The sequence below is a fragment of the Mycobacterium bourgelatii genome, from assembly GCF_010723575.1.
Lineage (GTDB): Bacteria > Actinomycetota > Actinomycetes > Mycobacteriales > Mycobacteriaceae > Mycobacterium > Mycobacterium bourgelatii.
On sequence record NZ_BLKZ01000001.1, the window covers coordinates 5,533,343 to 5,550,431 of the forward strand.

At 64.7% G+C, this 17,089-nt stretch carries 17 protein-coding genes; 9 read left to right on the forward strand and 8 right to left on the reverse strand.

What is annotated here, in order from left to right; all coding sequences use genetic code 11:
- The first annotated feature begins 47 nt into the window (after positions 1–47).
- Both G6N68_RS23685 and G6N68_RS23690 read left to right on the forward strand, forming a co-directional pair.
- Positions 48–1,253 carry a cytochrome P450 gene (locus G6N68_RS23685; protein ID WP_163717535.1) on the forward strand — a complete coding sequence of 402 codons (1,206 nt, stop codon included), beginning with the start codon at positions 48–50 and terminating at the stop codon, positions 1,251–1,253.
- Positions 1,254–1,261: 8 nt separating this feature from the next.
- A complete protein-coding gene (locus G6N68_RS23690) occupies positions 1,262–1,453 on the forward strand; it encodes a ferredoxin (protein WP_069418100.1) in 192 nt (63 codons plus the stop codon).
- Between the two features lie 84 nt (positions 1,454–1,537).
- Here the strand turns inward: G6N68_RS23690 and G6N68_RS23695 are convergent, their stop codons facing one another.
- The 7 genes from G6N68_RS23695 to G6N68_RS23725 all read right to left on the reverse strand — a co-directional run bounded on the left by G6N68_RS23695 (position 1,538) and on the right by G6N68_RS23725 (position 8,238).
- Positions 1,538–1,726, reverse strand: coding sequence for a ferredoxin (locus G6N68_RS23695; RefSeq protein WP_163717537.1), 189 nt, complete (start codon positions 1,724–1,726; stop codon positions 1,538–1,540).
- Positions 1,723–3,006 (reverse strand): cytochrome P450, encoded by a 1,284-nt coding sequence (locus tag G6N68_RS23700; protein ID WP_163718901.1) that lies wholly within the window; start codon positions 3,004–3,006, stop codon positions 1,723–1,725. The genes G6N68_RS23695 and G6N68_RS23700 overlap by 4 nt, the downstream gene beginning before the upstream one ends.
- Positions 3,007–3,208: 202 nt before the next feature.
- Positions 3,209–3,709 (reverse strand): hypothetical protein, encoded by a 501-nt coding sequence (locus G6N68_RS23705; RefSeq protein WP_163717539.1) that lies wholly within the window; start codon positions 3,707–3,709, stop codon positions 3,209–3,211.
- Positions 3,710–3,717: 8 nt separating this feature from the next.
- Positions 3,718–4,335, reverse strand: coding sequence for a TetR/AcrR family transcriptional regulator (locus G6N68_RS23710; RefSeq protein ID WP_163717541.1), 618 nt, complete (start codon positions 4,333–4,335; stop codon positions 3,718–3,720).
- Between the two features lie 97 nt (positions 4,336–4,432).
- On the reverse strand, positions 4,433–5,581 hold the full coding sequence (locus tag G6N68_RS23715; RefSeq protein ID WP_163717543.1) for a thiolase family protein: 1,149 nt from the start codon (positions 5,579–5,581) through the stop codon (positions 4,433–4,435).
- A gap of 88 nt (positions 5,582–5,669) precedes the next feature.
- Positions 5,670–6,836 carry an acyl-CoA dehydrogenase family protein gene (locus G6N68_RS23720; protein ID WP_163717545.1) on the reverse strand — a complete coding sequence of 389 codons (1,167 nt, stop codon included), beginning with the start codon at positions 6,834–6,836 and terminating at the stop codon, positions 5,670–5,672.
- A gap of 103 nt (positions 6,837–6,939) precedes the next feature.
- Complete coding sequence (locus G6N68_RS23725; protein ID WP_163717547.1) at positions 6,940–8,238, reverse strand: amidohydrolase family protein; 1,299 nt, start codon at positions 8,236–8,238, stop codon at positions 6,940–6,942.
- A 347-nt stretch (positions 8,239–8,585) separates the two neighbouring features.
- Between G6N68_RS23725 and G6N68_RS23730 the strand changes: the two genes are divergently transcribed.
- From G6N68_RS23730 to G6N68_RS23760, 7 genes are all read left to right on the forward strand, one after another.
- The gene (locus tag G6N68_RS23730; protein ID WP_163717549.1) at positions 8,586–9,140 is read left to right on the forward strand and encodes a carboxymuconolactone decarboxylase family protein; all 555 of its coding nucleotides are present in this window, start codon (positions 8,586–8,588) and stop codon (positions 9,138–9,140) included.
- Between the two features lie 23 nt (positions 9,141–9,163).
- Complete coding sequence (locus G6N68_RS23735; protein WP_163717551.1) at positions 9,164–10,456, forward strand: aromatic ring-hydroxylating oxygenase subunit alpha; 1,293 nt, start codon at positions 9,164–9,166, stop codon at positions 10,454–10,456.
- Positions 10,440–10,763 (forward strand): hypothetical protein, encoded by a 324-nt coding sequence (locus G6N68_RS23740; protein WP_163717553.1) that lies wholly within the window; start codon positions 10,440–10,442, stop codon positions 10,761–10,763. The genes G6N68_RS23735 and G6N68_RS23740 overlap by 17 nt, the downstream gene beginning before the upstream one ends.
- Positions 10,764–10,766: 3 nt before the next feature.
- Entirely contained in the window at positions 10,767–12,014 is a 1,248-nt protein-coding gene (locus G6N68_RS23745) for a metal-dependent hydrolase family protein (protein ID WP_163717556.1), read from the forward strand.
- Positions 11,974–12,417 (forward strand): nuclear transport factor 2 family protein, encoded by a 444-nt coding sequence (locus G6N68_RS23750; protein WP_163717558.1) that lies wholly within the window; start codon positions 11,974–11,976, stop codon positions 12,415–12,417. Before G6N68_RS23745 ends, G6N68_RS23750 begins: the two co-directional genes overlap by 41 nt.
- 98 nt (positions 12,418–12,515) lie before the next feature.
- Positions 12,516–13,520: an acyl-CoA dehydrogenase family protein gene (locus G6N68_RS23755; protein ID WP_371871718.1), complete on the forward strand. Its 1,005-nt coding sequence runs from the start codon at positions 12,516–12,518 to the stop codon at positions 13,518–13,520.
- Positions 13,521–13,576: 56 nt separating this feature from the next.
- Complete coding sequence (locus G6N68_RS23760) at positions 13,577–14,320, forward strand: acyl-CoA dehydrogenase family protein (RefSeq protein WP_163718902.1); 744 nt, start codon at positions 13,577–13,579, stop codon at positions 14,318–14,320.
- Here the strand turns inward: G6N68_RS23760 and G6N68_RS23765 are convergent.
- Positions 14,317–17,070 carry a helix-turn-helix transcriptional regulator gene (locus tag G6N68_RS23765; RefSeq protein ID WP_163717561.1) on the reverse strand — a complete coding sequence of 918 codons (2,754 nt, stop codon included), beginning with the start codon at positions 17,068–17,070 and terminating at the stop codon, positions 14,317–14,319. The genes G6N68_RS23760 and G6N68_RS23765 overlap by 4 nt on opposite strands.
- Between the last annotated feature and the right edge of the window lie 19 nt (positions 17,071–17,089).

Consider the following 17,089-nt stretch of genomic DNA (forward strand, 5'->3'; position numbering starts at 1 on the left):
TCAGCTGTAGGTATTCCGGCTCCCAACTCAACGTCGAGGAGGTTGCAGTGACGACAGCCAAGGTCGTCTTCGACCCGTTTTCTGAAGACTTCTTCAACGGGGCATGGGACACGTACAAGCGGATGCAGGAAGAGGCGCCGGTCTACTACAGCGAGGAGTACGACTTCTACGCGCTGACCCGGCATGCGGACGTCGCTGCGGGACTGAAGAACTTCGAACTGTTCTCCTCCGCATACGGCATCGACTTGTCGATGGTGCGCACTGGGAAGCCGCCGGAGCAGAAGTCGATCATCTTCATGGATCCGCCCGACCACCGGCACATGCGCAGTCTGCTCAACAAAGTCTTCACCCCGCGCGCCATTCAAGCCCAGCGAGAGATGGTGGGCGAAAAGATCGACAAGTACCTCAGCAAGGTCGATCCCGACCGATTCGATGTGGTGCAGGACTTCTCCGGTCCGTTCCCCGTCGAGGTGATCACGACGATGCTGGGCGTCCCCGAGGAGCATGCCCAGCGAGTGCGGTACCTCATCGACGAGTCGCTGCACCGCGAGCCCGGACAGGTCGAGACCGGCGAGCGCGGCATGCAGGCCAACATCGAGACCTGGATGCTGTACTACGAGCTCCTGCAGCAGCGCCGCGCCGAACCGCGCGACGACCTGTTCACCAAGCTGATCAACGCCGAGATCGAACGCGAAGACGGCCAGATGACCAAACTGGACGACATTGAGATAGCCGGCTTCGCAACGCTATTGGGCGGCGCCGGCGCCGAGACCGTCACCAAGCTGGTCGGCAACGCACCGGTGGTGTTCGCACGGTTCCCCGACCAGTGGCAGAAGCTGCTCGAAGACCGCAGCAAGATCCCCGCCGCGGTCGAAGAGTTACTCAGATACGAGGCCCCCTCCCAGTACCAGGTTCGGTGCTCGACGAGAGAATTCGAGCTGCATGGTGTGACGATTCCCGCCATGAAACCGGTGTTCCTGATCAACGGCGCGGCCAACCGTGACCCCGCCGCCTGGACGAATCCCGACCAATTCGACATCGACCGCGACCGACACGAGGCCCTGAACCTCAGCTTCGGTTACGGGATCCACAGCTGCCTCGGCGCCGCACTGGCTCGCATGGAAAGCGCGATCGCCTTGGAGAAGCTACTGGACTTCATGCCGCGCTACGAGGTGGACTGGGAGAACTGCACCCGCGTGCAGATGCAGAACGTGGCAGGCTGGAAAAACGTACCCGTCAAAGTTATTCGGTAGGTATTGCGATGAAAATTGAAGTCGACTGGGACCTCTGCGAAAGCAACGGGGTGTGCATGGGCATCATCCCCGAAGTCTTCCTCCTCGACGACCAAGACATGCTGCACGTGCTTCAGCCCGAAGTGACCCCGGAGAACGAGGAACTCGTGCGCGATGCCGTGCGGCAATGCCCCCGGCAGGCCATCTCCATTCAGGAGTAGAACCCTTCCCCGCGAGCAGACGTAAAGTTGCCCAAAATCGTTGTTTTTTAGGCGATTTTGCGTCTGCTCAGCACGGAGAAAAGGTCAGGTCTCCTTGATGGCTTGCTCCGGACAGCACGCGATGGCCTCGCGGGTGGCCTCCTCCAATTCCGTTGGCACCTCGGAAGTTATCGCCTCCGCGTAGCCGTCATCGGTCAGGTTGAAGACCTCCGGGCACAGTGTCAGGCACATGCCGTGCCCGCGACAGACCCCATCGTCAACCCGCACCTTCATGCCGGTGTGAACTCCAGGTGCAATTCGGTGAGCCCGCGCAGTATGTAGGTCGGAACATATTGGTAGCGGCGGTCATTGGCCGGGCCGTGTACCGTCTCATCGATCCTGATGTCGGAGGTTCGGTCGAGTAGCCGTTCGATTGCCACCCTGGTTTCCGCGCGCGCCAACGGGGCGCCGGGGCAACTGTGGATGCCCCGTCCGAACGAAATGTGCTGACGGGCGTTCTTGCGTCCCGGGTCGAACGTGGCGGGTTCTTCGAACCGGCGCGGATCCCGGTTGGCCGCGGCCTGCACCACCATGACGGTAGTGCCGGCCGGCAGGTCGACACCGCCGACGTTGACGGGCACCCGGTTCATCCGGAAGTCGCCCTTGACCGGGCTTTCTATGCGCAGCGACTCCTCGATGAAGTTGGGGATCAGGCTGCGGTCCCTGCGCAGCTGCGCTTGGAGGTCGGGACGTTCACCCAAGATCTGCAGGGAGGCGCCAAGTAGCCGCACGGTGGTCTCCTGGCCCGCGGAGAAGACGTTGCTGGCCACCCGTGCCACGTCTTCGACGTCGGGGATCGAGCCGTCGGGATAGGTGGCGGTCGCCAGGCCGGTCAGCACGTCGTCGCGCGGCGCACTCCGACGGTCCCGGACATAGTCGGAAAACAGACCGTAGAGGAACGCCAGCGGGCTGTGCGCCAGCGCTTTGTCGCCGGTACCGCCGATGCCGCCGCCTGAGTGCTCCCGGATGCCCTTGACGAACTTGTCGCGGTCCTCCATCGGCACGCCCAGCAGGTCGGCGATGACCAGCAGCGTGAACGGCCCCGCGAAACCCTTGATCCACTCGCCCTTTCCCGGTGCCAGGAACTCATCCAGCACTTGATCGGCGAGCGCCCACATGGCGTCCTCGTTCTCCTTGAGGCGCTTGGGCGTTATCAGGCGCATCAGCAGGGACCGGTGGTTGGTGTGGGTCGGCGGGTCCAGGGTGGGCAGCTGATCGCTGAAGGGCAACTCGTCGCGATGCTGCTCGATCAGTTCGGTGATGTCCGAGTCGCCCAACCCCTCGAGCGATACCGGAAAGCCGGGGAATGGCCCGGTCACCGAGATGCACGAAGACCACGTTTGGGCATCGTTCAACACCGCGCAGGCCTCATCCCAGCCGGTGATCATGGTGACGCCGTGATGGTTTTCCTTGGCCACCGGACACTGCTGGCGCAACGCCTCGTAGTAGGGATACGGGTCCTGGACGAGCCGACTATCGCGGAAGAAGTCCATTTCGGCGTAGTCGTTCACCATCTCAAGCTCCATTCGGATCTCATCTGATGAGAATCAGCCTCTCATGGTTGAGTATCAGATTTCCACACGGTCTATGCATCGTCAAACGTGGGGTGCGGCGCCCGGTCGCATGCCCCGCCGCCCACTGTGAAAGATGCGGCGCGTCACGCTGAATCTGTGTCGCCATATTCACTTTCGGCGGCGCACACACCGGCCCCGCCGCCTAGGCGGGCACCAGGTCAGCGGCGACCGACGGGTACGCCATCAGCCCGCTCCGGAAGGTCTCGCTCGGCCCGACCGCGGTCTCCGCTCCCGCGGCGGCCAGCGCCCGAGCCTTGAACATCTGCGCGGCCATGCTCAACCGGTGTTGGACCAAACCGACGCTGTCATCGAGTTCGGCCGGCCACCGCTGCCCCCACAGCGTGACCTCGGTGACGCCATTGTCGAGCGCCTGCAACACCCCGGTACGCACCCGCGGATCGGAACCCAGCAGGTCGGCCGCGGCCGCTAGTGCCTGCGGCTTGGGACGGGCGCCCACCGAGGCCAGCGCGACCTCCAGGTCGAGCGTCCTGGCGCCGAGGATGTGCAGCGGGCGGTCGTCGGGATGATCGGTGAGCAGCACCGTGACGTCCCAACCCGCCATCGCCCGGTCGAAGAGCCATCCGCCGGCAAACGCGACCACGTCGACCACGCTGGACGCGACGACGTCGAGGCGGTATCGCATGTCGTGCGCTACCTCGTGTTCTGCGTCGTGTCCTGGGGGGCGAAGTCGCGCGCCAGCGCCTCCGCGTACTCCTTGAACACCTCGGTCAGCGGGATCGAAGGATCGAGCAACCATGTCATTTCCATTCCGTGGATGAAGGCGAGGATTTCCACAGCCTTGATGTCGGGGTCTATGTCGTGGCGAAAACGGCCGGCGGCCTGACCGCGACGGATGCCGTCGGCAACGATCTGGGCCGCGTCACGCTGCCGGGTGACCAAGCGGTCGTGCAGCGGAGCGTCGGGGGCGATGTTCTCCACCAGCAGCACCGTGAAGGTGCCCACCAGTTCGGGGGCTCGGTTGAAGCGGTCGGCAACCTGGGCGATCTCGCCGATCAGATCGCCGCCCCGGTCGGCGTGCGTCTCGTCGTCGAGGTCGCGCGCGTCCAGCACGGCGTGCAGCAACTGCTCCTTGGACTCGAAATGATGCAACAGGCCCGCCGGGGAGACGCCGGCTTCGCGAGCGATCTGCGCCAGCGTCGTACTGCGCCAGCCGTTGCGCGACAACAACCGCTGGGCGACCTCAAGGATCCGCTGTTTGCGGTCCTCGCCCTTGGCGAGAAGCGTGTCGTACGGCCGTGCGTCGGGCACCGCACTCCTAAGGGGCTGGGCTGGCGGCTGCAAAACCTACTGAACACACAGTAGGTTGGTTTGCGGGCCTCCACAAGAGGTCCGCGCCTACGTCGTCTTAAGACGCCAACTCGACCAGCGTGGCGTTGGCCGTGCCCCCGCCCTCACACATGGTCTGCAGACCGTAGCGAATCCCGTTGTCTCGCATGTGATGCACCATGCGCGTCATGAGCACCGCACCCGAAGCGCCCAGCGGGTGGCCTAGCGCAATGGCGCCGCCCAACGGGTTGAGCAGGCTAGGGTCGGCACCGGTTTCGGCCAGCCACGCCAGCGGCACCGGCGCGAACGCCTCGTTTACCTCGAAGACGCCAACCTCGCTGAGCTGAACCCCGGACTTGCGCAGCACCTTTTCCGTGGCCGGGATGGGGCCGGTGAGCATGAGCACGGGGTCGGCACCGGTGACCGCGCCCGCTCGGTACCGCACGATCGGCGTCAAACCCAGCTCGAGCGCCATCTCGGGCGTAGTGACCAACAGAGCGGCGGCGCCGTCGGAAATCTGGGACGAGTTTCCCGCGTGGATGACCCCGTCCTCGACGAACGCGGGCTTCAGCGCGGCCAACTTCTCCGCGGTGGTCCCGCGTCGGATGCCCTCGTCGGCGTCGACGACCGTCACGTCGTCGGGAAATACCGGGACTATCTGAACGGTGAAGGCGCCGCTGTCCTGAGCCGCGGCGGCGCGCTCGTGGGACAACGCGGAGTATTCGTCAAGCTGGGTGCGCGAGAGTCCCCACTTCTTGGCGATCATCTCGGCCGACAGACCCTGGTTGAACGAGAAATCGTCGTAGCGGGCAAGGACTTTCGGGCCGTATGGCATCCCGGTCGACCTAGCCGAACCGAGCGGGACGCGGCTCATGACTTCGACGCCGCCGGCCACCACGACGTCCTGCTGGCCGGACATCACCGCCTGTGCCGCGAAGTCGAGGGCCTGCTGGCTGGACCCGCACGCCCGGTTGACGGTGGTGCCCGGGATGCTTTCCGGCCAACCCGCGGCGAGGACGGCATACCGAGCGATGTTGCTCGACTGGTCGCCCACCTGCGACACGCAGCCCCAGATCACGTCGTCGATCAACTCGACGCCGATGTTGGCGCGGTCCAGCAGTTCGTTGAGGACGACCGCGGACAGGTCGGCGGCGTGCAACCCGGATAGTCCGCCGTTGCGCTTCCCGACCGGGGTGCGGACGGCCTCTACGATGACTGCTTCACGCATTGATCTGCTCCGATCGATGGTTCATACGCCCCGCCGAGCGTGGCCGCCGGTACACGGTCGACACACGTTTCGGCGACTAACAAACTACCTAGTAGCTGCGCGGCAGTTTCAACACGTGCGAGCCCAGGAAATTGAGGATCATCTCCTGGCTGACCGGCGCGATCTTCATCAACCGCGCCTCGCGGAAGTACCGCGTGACGTGATACTCCTCCGCATAACCCATGCCACCGTGGGTCTGCAACGCCCGGTCCGCCGCGGTGAATCCGGCGTCGGCACACAGATATTTGGCCGTATTGGCTTCGCGCCCACAGGGTTTGCCGTTGTCGTAGAGCCAGGTGGCCTTGCGCAGCATCAGTTCGGCGGCGTCCAGGCGCGCCAACGAGTCGGCAAGCGGGAACTGCAGGCCCTGGTTCATCCCGATGGGACGGCCGAACACCTCTCGTTCGTTGCCGTATTTCACGGCCTTTGCCAACGCGACCCTGCCGATCCCGAGGGCCTCGGCCGCGATCAGCATCCGCTCCGGATTCAGGCCGTCGAGAATGTAATGAAATCCCTTGCCTTCCTCGCCGATTCGGTCTTCGACGGGAATCTCCAGGTTGTCGATGAACAGCTCGTTGGAGCTGACGGCGTTGCGCCCCATCTTGCGGATCGGGCGGATGTCGACCCGGCTGCGGTCAAGATCGGTGAGGAACAGCGTCATCCCGTCGGTCTTCTTGGTGACCTCGTCGTAGGACTTGGTCCGGGTGAGCAACAGGATCTTGTCGGACTCCAAGGCCTTGGAGATCCACACCTTGCGGCCGTTGACGATGTAGCGGTCACCATCACGCTTGGCGAACGTGGTGATGCGCGACGTGTCCAGGCCGGCACCGGGCTCGGTCACCCCGAAGCAGACGTGCACCTCGCCGCGCGCGACGGGTGGCAGCGTCCGCGCCTTGAGCTCCTCGGAGCCGTGCACCACCACCGGTTGCATGCCGAAGATCGACAGGTGAATCGCGCTGGCGGCGTTCATCGCGCCACCGGATTTCGCCACCTCCTCGAGGAGGATCGTGGCCTCGGTGATACCGAGCCCGTGGCCGCCGTATTCGGTCGGGATGGTCATCCCGAGCCAGCCGCCGTCGGCGATGGCCCGGTAGAACTCGGTGGGGAATTCGTGCGCCTGGTCTTTTTCCATCCAGTAGTGGTCGTCGAACTTCGACGCCAACTCGGCCACGGACCGTCGGATCAGTTCCTGATCCTCGGTCAGCTCAAATTCCATCCCGCCTCGCACTTTCTCTTAGCGCGAGCAGACGCAAACTCGTATGATCGCGGGCCGATTGATACGAGTTTGCGTCTGCTCGCCGGACGTCGCTGGGGCGCCCTCAGTCCTGATTGCCGGTGATCTGTTTCGCAGCAGCGGCGAATTCCGCGAACGACGAACCCTCTCGGGTCTCCTTGTGGTGACTCAGCGACCGAATGGACACGTCGTGCCCCTCGGCGGCCTTGCGCAACGCGCCGACGGTCGCCTGCTCCGGCGTGATGTGCGTGAACGGGTCGAAGGAGTACCAGCGCATCGCGTTCTGGTGGGTGATCTTGTTGATCTCGTCATCGGGCACATTGTTGGCCGACAGCACATCCCACAACTCTTCGGGAGCGCCCGGCCACATTGAGTCGCTGTGCGGGTAGTCCGCCTCCCAGCAGATGTTGTCGATGCCGATCCTGTTACGCAGCGACACCCCCACCTTGTCGCTGATGAAGCAGGTCAGGAAGTGGTCGCGGAACACCTCCGACGGCAACTTGCCGCCGAAGTTCTGCTTCGTCCAGGTCGAGTGCATCTCGTAGGTCCGGTCGACGCGCTCCAAGAAGTAGGGAATCCAGCCCGTCCCGCCCTCGGAGAGCGCGATCTTGAGGTCCGGGTACTCCTTGATGGGCCACGACCACAGCAGGTCCGCAGCGGCCTGCACGATGTTCATCGGCTGCAACGTGATCATCACGTCCATCGGCGCGTCGGGCGCGGTGATGGCCAGCCGCCCCGAGGACCCGATGTGGATGTTCATCACGGTGTTGGTGTCGCACAACGCTTCCCACAGCGGCTTCCAGTGCTGGCTGTGGAAGCTGGGATAGCCCATCGCGGCGGGGTTTTCGGTGAAGCTCAGCGCGTGCACGCCCTTCTTCGCGACCCGACGTACCTCGGCGGCGCACAACTCGGGGTCCCAGATCACCGGGATCGCCATCGGAATGAACCGGGCCGGGTACGCGCCGCACCATTCCTCGATGTGCCAGTCGTTGTAGGCCTGCACCAAAGCCAGCGAGAAGTCGGGATCCTCGGTGGCGAACAGACGCCCGGCGAAGCCCGGGAAGGACGGAAAGCAGATCGAGGCGAGAATGCCGCCGGCATTCATGTCCTTGATCCGCTCGTCGACGTTGTAGCAGCCCGGCCGAATCTCATCCAGACCGGTGGGCTCGATCCCGTATTCCTCCTTGGGCCGGCCGGCGACGGCGTTGAGCGCCACGTTAGGTATCACCGTGTCGCGGAACTTCCACATGTCAGAACCGTCGGCGTTGTGCACCAACCGCGGCGCGTCGTCGATGTATTTCTTGGGCAGATGGTTCTTGAACATGTTTGGCGGCTCGACCGTGTGGTCGTCGACGCTGATGAGGATCATGTCCTCTTTGTTCATGACCGTCCCCTCTCCTGTTGAATCCGTCGAGAGTCCGTAGGGCGGGCGGCGCCCGCGCGAGTAATGGCGAGCCGCCGCATCCGCATAGCTCTCTACTGTGAAAACTATCTTCTCGCCAAGTGAGAATCAACATCCAGAGTACGCGCCGCGGCCTTCCCAGCCGCGCCCAACGCCCAACGACTAGGCAAATCGCCCGCCATCGCACCGAAAAACTAATTCTTGTTCCGCAACGCCGCGCCTCGCTGCCCGCGGACGCGCTCGTCAGGATTGACCGAACAGGCGTTTCGTGCAAGTCTATTGGTTAGAAATGAGAATGTGATTCTCTATTCTGAGAGGATACTCCCGGGATGCGCCTGCCGCCGCTGCCTGCCGACCAGTGGGACGAGGCTGTCCAAAAGTCACTCGCCGGCATGCTGCCCCCCGAGCGTCGCAACCCGCGGGGCGCCGGGAATGCGTTGTCGACGTTCGCCCATCACCCCGCGCTCGCCAAGGCATTCCTCGGGTTCAACGTGCACCTGTTCAACTCCACGTTGCCGGCCCGGATCCGCGAACTCGCCGTGCTGCGGGTCGCCCACCGGCGCCAGTGCGCCTACGAATGGACGCATCACGCGAACATGGCCAAACGGTTGGGCGTCACCGACGAAGAAATCGAGGCCGTACGGTTCCCCCAGGAGTGGGGCGGCCGCTTAGACGATTTCGAGCGTGCCGTAATCACCGGGGTCGACGAACTGGACGAAAAGTCCGAGCTTTCCGACCAGACCTGGGCCGCACTCGGCGCTCGCCTGGACCACCGTCAACTCATGGACTACGTCTTCACCGTCGGTTGTTACACCACGCTGGCCATGGCCTTCAACACATTTGGTGTCGAGGTCGAGCGAGACGGCATCGACCACGGGGCATAGATGCAAGGAGAAAGGTAAGTACATTGGCTCACTTCCCGAAGCCAGCCGCCGGAAGCTGGACCGAGAACTACCCCGAGCTGGGCACCGCGCCGGTCGACTACACCGACTCGATCGACCCGGCCTTCTTCGAAGCCGAGCGCGAGGCGATCTTCAAGCGAACCTGGCTCAACGTCGGACGGGTAAACCGCTTGCCTCGCACCGGCAGCTACTTCACCAAAGAGCTGCCGTCGGCGGGCAAAGGTATGTCGGTAATCATCGTCAAGACCAAGGACGGCTCGATCAAGGCGTACCACAACGTCTGCCGTCACCGCGGAAACAAGTTGGTGTGGAACGACTTTCCACATGAGGAGACGTCAGGCACCTGCCGGCAGTTCACCTGCAAATACCACGCCTGGCGGTACAGCCTGGACGGCGATCTCACCTTCATCCAGCAAGAGGACGAGTTCTTCAACGTCGACAAGGCCGACTACGGCCTGGTACCGGTGCGGTGCGAAGTCTGGGAAGGCTTCATTTTCATCAACTTTGACCAGAACGCCGAGCCGCTGGTCGACTACCTGGGACCGCTGGGCAAAGGCATCGAGGGGTATCCCTTCGGCGCGATGACCGAAACATATTCGTACCGGGCCGAAGTCGGCAGCAACTGGAAGTTGTTCATCGACGCCTTCGCCGAGTTCTACCACGCTCCCGTACTGCACCAAGGCCAGTACACCAAGGAAGAAGCCGCCAAGATCATGAAGTACGGCTTCGAGGCACTGCATTACGAATTGGCCAGTCCGCACGGGATGCTCTCCACCTGGGGTGGCCAGGCGCCACCGGCGGACATGAGCATGGTCAAGCCGATGGACCAGGTGCTGCGCAGCGGATTGTTCGGTCCGTGGGACAAGCCCGAAGTCATCGCCAACCTCGATCAGTTGCCGCCGGGAATCAACCCGAAGAAGGTCAGGCAGTGGGGCATCGACGCCTGGCACTTCTTCCCGAACTTCATGCTGCTGATCTGGGAACCCGGCTGGTTCCTGACCTATCACTACTGGCCCACTGCGGTGGACAAGCACATCTTCGAGTGCACGCTGTATTTCGTCCCGCCAAAGAATGCTCGGGAGCGCCTGGCGCAGGAACTGGCGGCGGTGACCTTCAAGGAATACGCACTGCAGGACGCCAACACGCTGGAAGCGACCCAGACCATGATCGGCACCAAGGTGGTGAGCGACTTTCCGCTGTGCGACCAGGAGATCCTCCTGCGTCACCTGCACAAGGTGACCGACGACTACGTGACCGGCTGGAAGAAGGAGGTTGCCAACCGTGGCGTTACCGTCTGAATTCGCGGTGCTGGAGCCATTTTTGGATTGGGACCTGGCAACCGAACCCGAGCGCTACGCAAAGCGGCTGGCCTCCACCATGAGCGAGATGCAGGACTTCTACGATGTCGCATTTCCGCTCCTCAACGATGTCATCACCTATTGCGAGCAGTACCCCCTCGACGACCTGCCCGAGGATGCACGCACACTGATGCACATGATGCAATCGCTGGTGATGGTGTCGTTTCCGGTCGAGGCGTGGAAGCAACCGCGGGTACCCGACAGCGGCGCGGCTTGGGTGGAGTGCATTCGGGAGCCGGTGATCTAACCGGTGCTGACGCTCAAGGCGGCCGGGCTCCTCGACGTTGACGGCGGGGAGATCGTCCGGCCCGGTGTGCTGCGGATCGAAGGCGACCGGATCATAGGCGTCGGCCCGGACCAGCAAGGCCCAGAAGGCGAAATCCTCGATCTTGGGGACCAGATCCTGCTGCCCGGCCTGATGGACATGGAGGTCAACCTCCTGATGGGCGGGCGCGGGGAGAGACCCGGCCTGTCGCAGGTTCAGGACGATCCGCCGACCCGGGTGTTGCGCGCCGTCGGCAACGCACGCCGCACCCTGCGCGCCGGGTTCACGACCGTGCGCAATCTCGGACTCTTCGTCAAGACCGGTGGGTACCTGCTGGATGTCGCGCTGGGCAAGGCGATTGACGCGGGCTGGATCGACGGCCCCCGAATTGTTCCTGCCGGACATGCGATTACGCCGACGGGCGGACACCTCGACCCGACGATGTTCGCCGCGTTCGCACCGCACGCGCTGGAACTGACCGTCGAGGAAGGCATCGCCAACGGGGTCGATGAAATCCGCAAGGCGGTGCGTTACCAGATCAAGCACGGCGCGCAGCTGATCAAGGTGTGTTGTTCGGGCGGAGTCATGTCATTGACGGGTCCGCCCGGGGCACAGCACTATTCGGACGATGAGCTGCGCGCGATCGTCGACGAGGCACACCGGCGCGGATTGCGCGTGGCGGCGCACACGCACGGCGCCGACGCCGTCAAACACGCGGTGGCCGCCGGCATCGACTGCATCGAACACGGCTTTCTCGTCGATGACGAAGCCATCGCGACGATGGTCGAGCACGGCACCTTCCTGGTGAGCACCCGGCGCTTGGCCGAAGCTATGGACGTGTCACATGCACCACCCGAACTGCAGGCCAAGGCCGCCGAAATGTTCCCCATGTCGCGAACGTCGATTCTTGCGGCGTTCAATGCCGGGGTGAAGATCGCCGTCGGCAGCGACGCACCCGCAATACCGCACGGGAAGAACGCCGACGAACTGGTCACCCTGGTCGAATGGGGCCTACCGCCGTTGGCGGTACTGCGCGCGGCCACGGTGACCGCGGCCGAACTCATCAACGCAAACGATCTCGGCCGGCTCACCGAGGGCATGCTCGCCGATGTCATCGCCGTGCCCGGAAACCCCTTGGACGACATCACCGTTACCCGTGATGTCGGCTTCGTCATGAAAGGCGGCAAGGTCTTTGTCAACGCAGCAGCCAACTCAGCAGCCAACCAGAACTGACGATCTGGTCGAGATCCAGCAACTGCTCGCCCGATACGCGGTGACCATCACCCAGGGCGACATCGACGGCCTGGTAAGCGTTTTCACGCCTGACGGCACCTACAGCGCATTCGGCGATACCTACACCCTGGACAAGTTCCCGGAATTGGTTGCCGCGGCGCCCAAGGGTCTGTTCATGACCGGGACGGCACTGGTCGACCTGGACGGCGATACGGCCAGCGGCACCCAACCGCTGTGCTTCATCGAACACTCCGCGCACGACATGCGAATCGGCTACTACCGGGACACCTATGTGCGAACCGATGACGGCTGGCGCCTGAAAACCCGTGCCATGACGTTCATTCGACGCAGCGGAGTGCACGACTCCGGACGCCCGCATGCCGTGGGCCGCCCCACCCCGTGACTTCCGTCCCGACGGTCGAGCAGTTCCGCACCGACCTGTGTGCCTGGCTCGACGAGCATGATCTAACACCCGGGCCCGACCATTCGCTGCAGGGCCACATGCACCAATTCGCCCGGGTGAGCGCGGCGCTGTACGACGCCGGCTGGATGCGCTACGGCTGGCCCGTTGGCGTGGGCGGCCTGGGCGGGCCTGCGCTACTGCGCGCGGTCGTCGGTGAGGAGGTTGTCGGGCGCCGCCTGGCCGAACCTGGCCCGTACTCAATGCTCGAGGTGCTGGCCCCCACGATGATCGACTACGCCGCACCGGAACTCGCCGCGGAGATGGTGCCCCGGCTGCTGAGCGGCCGCGAACACTGGTGTCAGGGCTTCTCCGAACCCGGCTCGGGAAGCGACCTGGCTTCGCTGTCGACCCGAGCCGCCCCGCACGGCGACGACTGGATTGTCAACGGGCAAAAGGTGTGGACCAGCTTCGCGCAGTTCTCCACCCGATGCATCCTGCTCACCCGCACCGCACCGGGTCATGACGGGATCACCGCCTTCTTTGTCGACCTGGACACACCCGGCATCACCATTCGGCCGTTACGCACCATGCACGGCGTCGACGAGTTCTGTGAGGTGTACTTCGACGATGTGGTGATCCCGTCCGGTCGCATGCTCGGCAAGCCCGGCGACGGCTGGCGGCTGGCGATGGACCTGCTTCCCTACGAGCGCTCGACGTGCTTCTGGCAGCGGATCGCCTACCTGTACACGCGATTCGACGCGCTGATCGCCGAGACCGCCGACAGCCCTTCCGACGAATCCGACTTGGGTGCGGCCTATCTGGCGCTGCACACCCTGCGCTGCCGATCGCGGGCAACCCAGCACCGACTGGCCGGCGGAGCGCGCCTCGGGCCAGACACGTCCATCGACAAAGTGTTACTGGCCACCGCCGAGCAACGGCTTTACGACACCGTCCACGACCTGCTGCCCGGCACGCTCGAACTCGACGACACTTCCTGGCGACCGGAGTACCTGTACTCGCGCGCGGCCACCATCTATGGCGGAACCGCCGAGATCCAGCGCAACATCATCGCGCGCCGGCTGCTCGATCTGGGGAAGGAGTGACCGCCGTGGCTCTGGACCCCGAGCTGCAGTTGCTGGCCGACTCGCTGCGCACGGCGATGACGGACGCCTCCGGCGCCAAGCTGGACGCGTCGTTGGCCGAGCTCGGCTGGCTCGACATGCTGGATGAGATCCCGGATACCGCAATACCTTTGGTATTTCGTTTGCTGGGCGAGACGGGAGCCCAGGCACCCGTGCTCAACGACGTCGTGCTGCGGGCCGCGGGACGGCCGGGCGGCACCACGGTACCGCTGCCGTATGCCGGTGGCTCCTGGGTGGTCTGGGAACGCACTGACATCGTGACCGAGGCACTGGGCGAGGAACTGCCGCTGCGGCGGGCGACGGCCGGGGAACCCGTCCCGACGGACGCGGCCCGCCGGGCGTTGGGGTGGTGGTTGGTCGGCACCAGTCGCGCCATGCTGTCCCTGGCCCGTCAGCACGCCCTGGACCGCGTTCAATTCGGCCGTCCCATCGCGTCTTTCCAAGCGGTGCGGCACCGACTGGCGGAAACACTGGTAGCGATCGAGGGCGCCGAAGCGACCCTGCAAGCCGCGACGGACCAGCCCGACGAACTGGCCACCCTGCTGGCCAAAGCCGCGGCCGGTCAGGCGGCGCTGACCACCGCCCGCCACTGCCAGCAGGTGCTCGGTGGCATCGGCTTCACCGCCGAACACGCGCTGCACCGGCACGTCAAGCGGGCGTTGGTACTGGACGGGCTGTTCGGCAGCGCTCGGGAGCTCACCCGGCAGGCGGGAGCCATACTGCGCGACAAGGGATTTGCGCCGCGGCTGGTTCAGCTTTAGACCAGCAGTTCGGGGCTGAGGCCGCGCAACTCTCGTCGCGACGTGACACCAAGCTTGGCGAAGATTCGGCCTAAATGCCATTCCACGGTGCGGGGGCTGATGTACAACTGCGCGCCGATCTCGGAATTGGTGCAACCTTCTCTCGACAGGCGACTGATCTGCCGTTCCTGCGTAGTCAATGCGCCAGCAGTACCTGTCACCGGCTTGTGCAACGTCTCACCGGTCGCCTGGAGTTCACGGCGCGCTCGCGCGGCGAAGCCCTGCGCTCCCATCTTGGCGAACATGTCGTAGCCCAACCGGAGCTGGATCCTGGCATCGGCGCGTCGGTTGGCTCTGCGCAGCCATTCACCGTAGACCAGATGGGTACGGGCCAAGTAGACGGCGACGGGGGTGCGCTGCAAATGCAGTAGCGCGGTTTGGAAGTCGGCGTCGGGTTCGGCGCTGTGCCCGGTCAACGCGTCGGAGCGCGCCGCGATGCCGAGCGCGGTTTCGGTGCCGCTCGCCTGGGCACGTTCGCGAAGGCGGGTGAGAAGTTCTGCGGCTAGCGATGTTTCACCGCAGTAGGCAGCGGCCTCGACCGCCTCGGTCAGCAGGTAGCTTGCCATTCCGACATCGTCGTAGTCGCCGAGTCCGGACACACTCGCGTCCAAGGCTTTCGGGTAGCGGGACAGCCCGTTGTGCAGGATGGCCGCGGAGTAGAGCGCGACGGATACCTCGGTCCCCTCGCCGCGCCCGGAGGCTCCCTCGATCGTGGCGTTGACATAGTCGAGGCAACGTTTTTCCTGGCCACGGTAGGCGGCTAGATACGGTTCGATCGAAAGGTGTGGTGGGGTTCCGGTCGCGGCCGCAAGTATCTGGACTTCCTCGAGCGCGGCCTCCGCCGCCCCGAAGTCGCCGCGTGTGACGCAGACCCCGGCATAGGTCGACAACGAGGAGGAAGCGAGCGTCAATTCTCCTGCGGCACGCTGATTTTCCAATTGCTGCGTGGTGAGGAAGTCGTACGAGTCCTGGTCGAAAACATCAAGACATACTCGATTCGTGATGTCGTGCCAGCGAAGATCTACGGTTCCGCTCCGGGTTTCGCGCACGTACTGCGCAATCGCCTCCCTGAGCAGCGGCGCCGCCGGCACGTATCCGTCGATGAGCCGGACGATGAGACCCTGCAGCAACATATCGACCGTGTCGTGGGGGTCGATGGCGATGTCGCGGCGGGCGGCACGGGCGATCACCTCTGGGGCGCCGGCACTGCCCGCGCCGTAGCGACCGACGATCAGAGCCGACATCAGCGCCTCGAGGTAAGTGTCCCGCGCCAACTCAGCGTCGATACCGGTGAGCCGTTGCGCCGCTGCCAACAACAGCGGCGGAGCGTCGAGACCACGGCGCGCGGCCCAGGCCAGCCTGGCTCGCATGAGATCGGCTCGCGCAGTGATGGATTCGTCATCCGATAACTCAGTGGTCAGGGTCAGCAGCTGAGTTGCGGTGTCCAGCGCGCCGGCGTCGAGCTTGGCCTGAGCGGCTTGGAGCGCGCGCTGAGCCCGCAGCTGACCATCCGGTGTTGCGTCGACGGCCGTCGCCAAGAACGCCGCAGCGGCCGCGGTACCGCCGCGGGCGCGGGCCTGCTCGGCCGCGGCCACCAGCTCGTCGGCAACCTCCGGGTCGGGACCGGCGATGGAATGTGCTCTATGCCAGGCACGGTGGTCGGAGGCGGTCGAACCGGTGATCGCGCGGGCCAGTGCGTTGTGGGCACGTCGGCGCTCCGCCAGCGGTGCCGAGCCGTAGATCGCCGAGCGGACCAGCGGATGGCGAAACCGGATGCGGCCATCGACCGAGAGCAGCCCGGCCGTTTCGGCGGGCGCCGCGGTGTCGGCGTCGATTCCCAAAAATGCGGCGGCGGCCCATAGCCAGGACGGTTCTCCGGTGGGTTCGGCAGCCGCGAGTAGACAAAGCGTGCGGGTGGCTGCCGGAAGGTCGTTGAACTGCTCGATAAAGCCGCCTTCGATGCGCCCGGGGATCGATTTCGCCCGTGCCAATCCGTAGCCGCCGGCGAGTTCGGTCGGACCGAGGGAACGGATCAGTTCATGCAGCGCCAGCGGGTTCCCTCTCGACTCCGCGATGATGCTGTCGCGCATGCGATCACTGAGCCGGCCCGGCAGCAGCCTCGTCAGCAGCGCCCGTGCGTCCTGCTCCGGCAGGCCCGTCAGCATCATTTCGGGCAGGTTCGCCAATTGGGCCACGGGCCGTCTAGCAGCAAAAATCATGACGATTCGATCTGCGAGCAATCGTCGTGCCACGAATCCGAACGCCTGCATGGAAACCAGATCAACCCAGTGCGCATCGTCGATGACGCAGATCGTCGGTTGCCCCGCACTGGCGTCGGCCAGCAGCGTGAGCAGAGCCAGCCCAACCAGGAGCGGATCCGGCGCACCGTCCCCCTCGCTGAGGCCGAGTGCGACCTCCAGCGCGCCGCGCTGCGGTTTGGGCAGCCGCCCCATCGACTCCTGCAGCGGAGCCCAAACCTGTTGCACCCCTGCGTAAACCAGCTCCATCTCGGACTCGGCTCCGCTGGTGCGGATGACGCGGAAGTCGGCTGCCCGGTCAAGCAGGTGGTCGATCAGCGCGGTCTTGCCGATACCAGGCTCGCCCCGAACGACGAGCACTCCGCTGTGACCCTCGCGCGCGCCACCGAGCAGCCCGGCCAGTTGCTGCTGTTCCTGCCGCCGGCCGAGCAAACCGCGCAGATTGTCGCGCACGAAAAATATGGTCGCAGGA

What these genes read in the sequence shown, in the direction of transcription:
- G6N68_RS23725 (WP_163717547.1), bottom strand. Translation starts at nt 8,238, where the DNA reads ATGAACAAAGAGGACATGATCCTCATCAGCGTCGACGACCACACGGTC.
- G6N68_RS23715 (WP_163717543.1), bottom strand. Translation starts at nt 5,581, where the DNA reads ATGCGTGAAGCAGTCATCGTAGAGGCCGTCCGCACCCCGGTCGGGAAG.
- G6N68_RS23755 (WP_371871718.1), top strand. Translation starts at nt 12,516, where the DNA reads ATGCACCAATTCGCCCGGGTGAGCGCGGCGCTGTACGACGCCGGCTGG.
- G6N68_RS23760 (WP_163718902.1), top strand. Translation starts at nt 13,577, where the DNA reads ATGACGGACGCCTCCGGCGCCAAGCTGGACGCGTCGTTGGCCGAGCTC.
- G6N68_RS23690 (WP_069418100.1), top strand. Translation starts at nt 1,262, where the DNA reads ATGAAAATTGAAGTCGACTGGGACCTCTGCGAAAGCAACGGGGTGTGC.
- G6N68_RS23705 (WP_163717539.1), bottom strand. Translation starts at nt 3,709, where the DNA reads ATGCGATACCGCCTCGACGTCGTCGCGTCCAGCGTGGTCGACGTGGTC.
- G6N68_RS23700 (WP_163718901.1), bottom strand. Translation starts at nt 3,006, where the DNA reads ATGGTGAACGACTACGCCGAAATGGACTTCTTCCGCGATAGTCGGCTC.
- G6N68_RS23720 (WP_163717545.1), bottom strand. Translation starts at nt 6,836, where the DNA reads ATGGAATTTGAGCTGACCGAGGATCAGGAACTGATCCGACGGTCCGTG.
- G6N68_RS23730 (WP_163717549.1), top strand. Translation starts at nt 8,586, where the DNA reads ATGCGCCTGCCGCCGCTGCCTGCCGACCAGTGGGACGAGGCTGTCCAA.
- G6N68_RS23695 (WP_163717537.1), bottom strand. Translation starts at nt 1,726, where the DNA reads ATGAAGGTGCGGGTTGACGATGGGGTCTGTCGCGGGCACGGCATGTGC.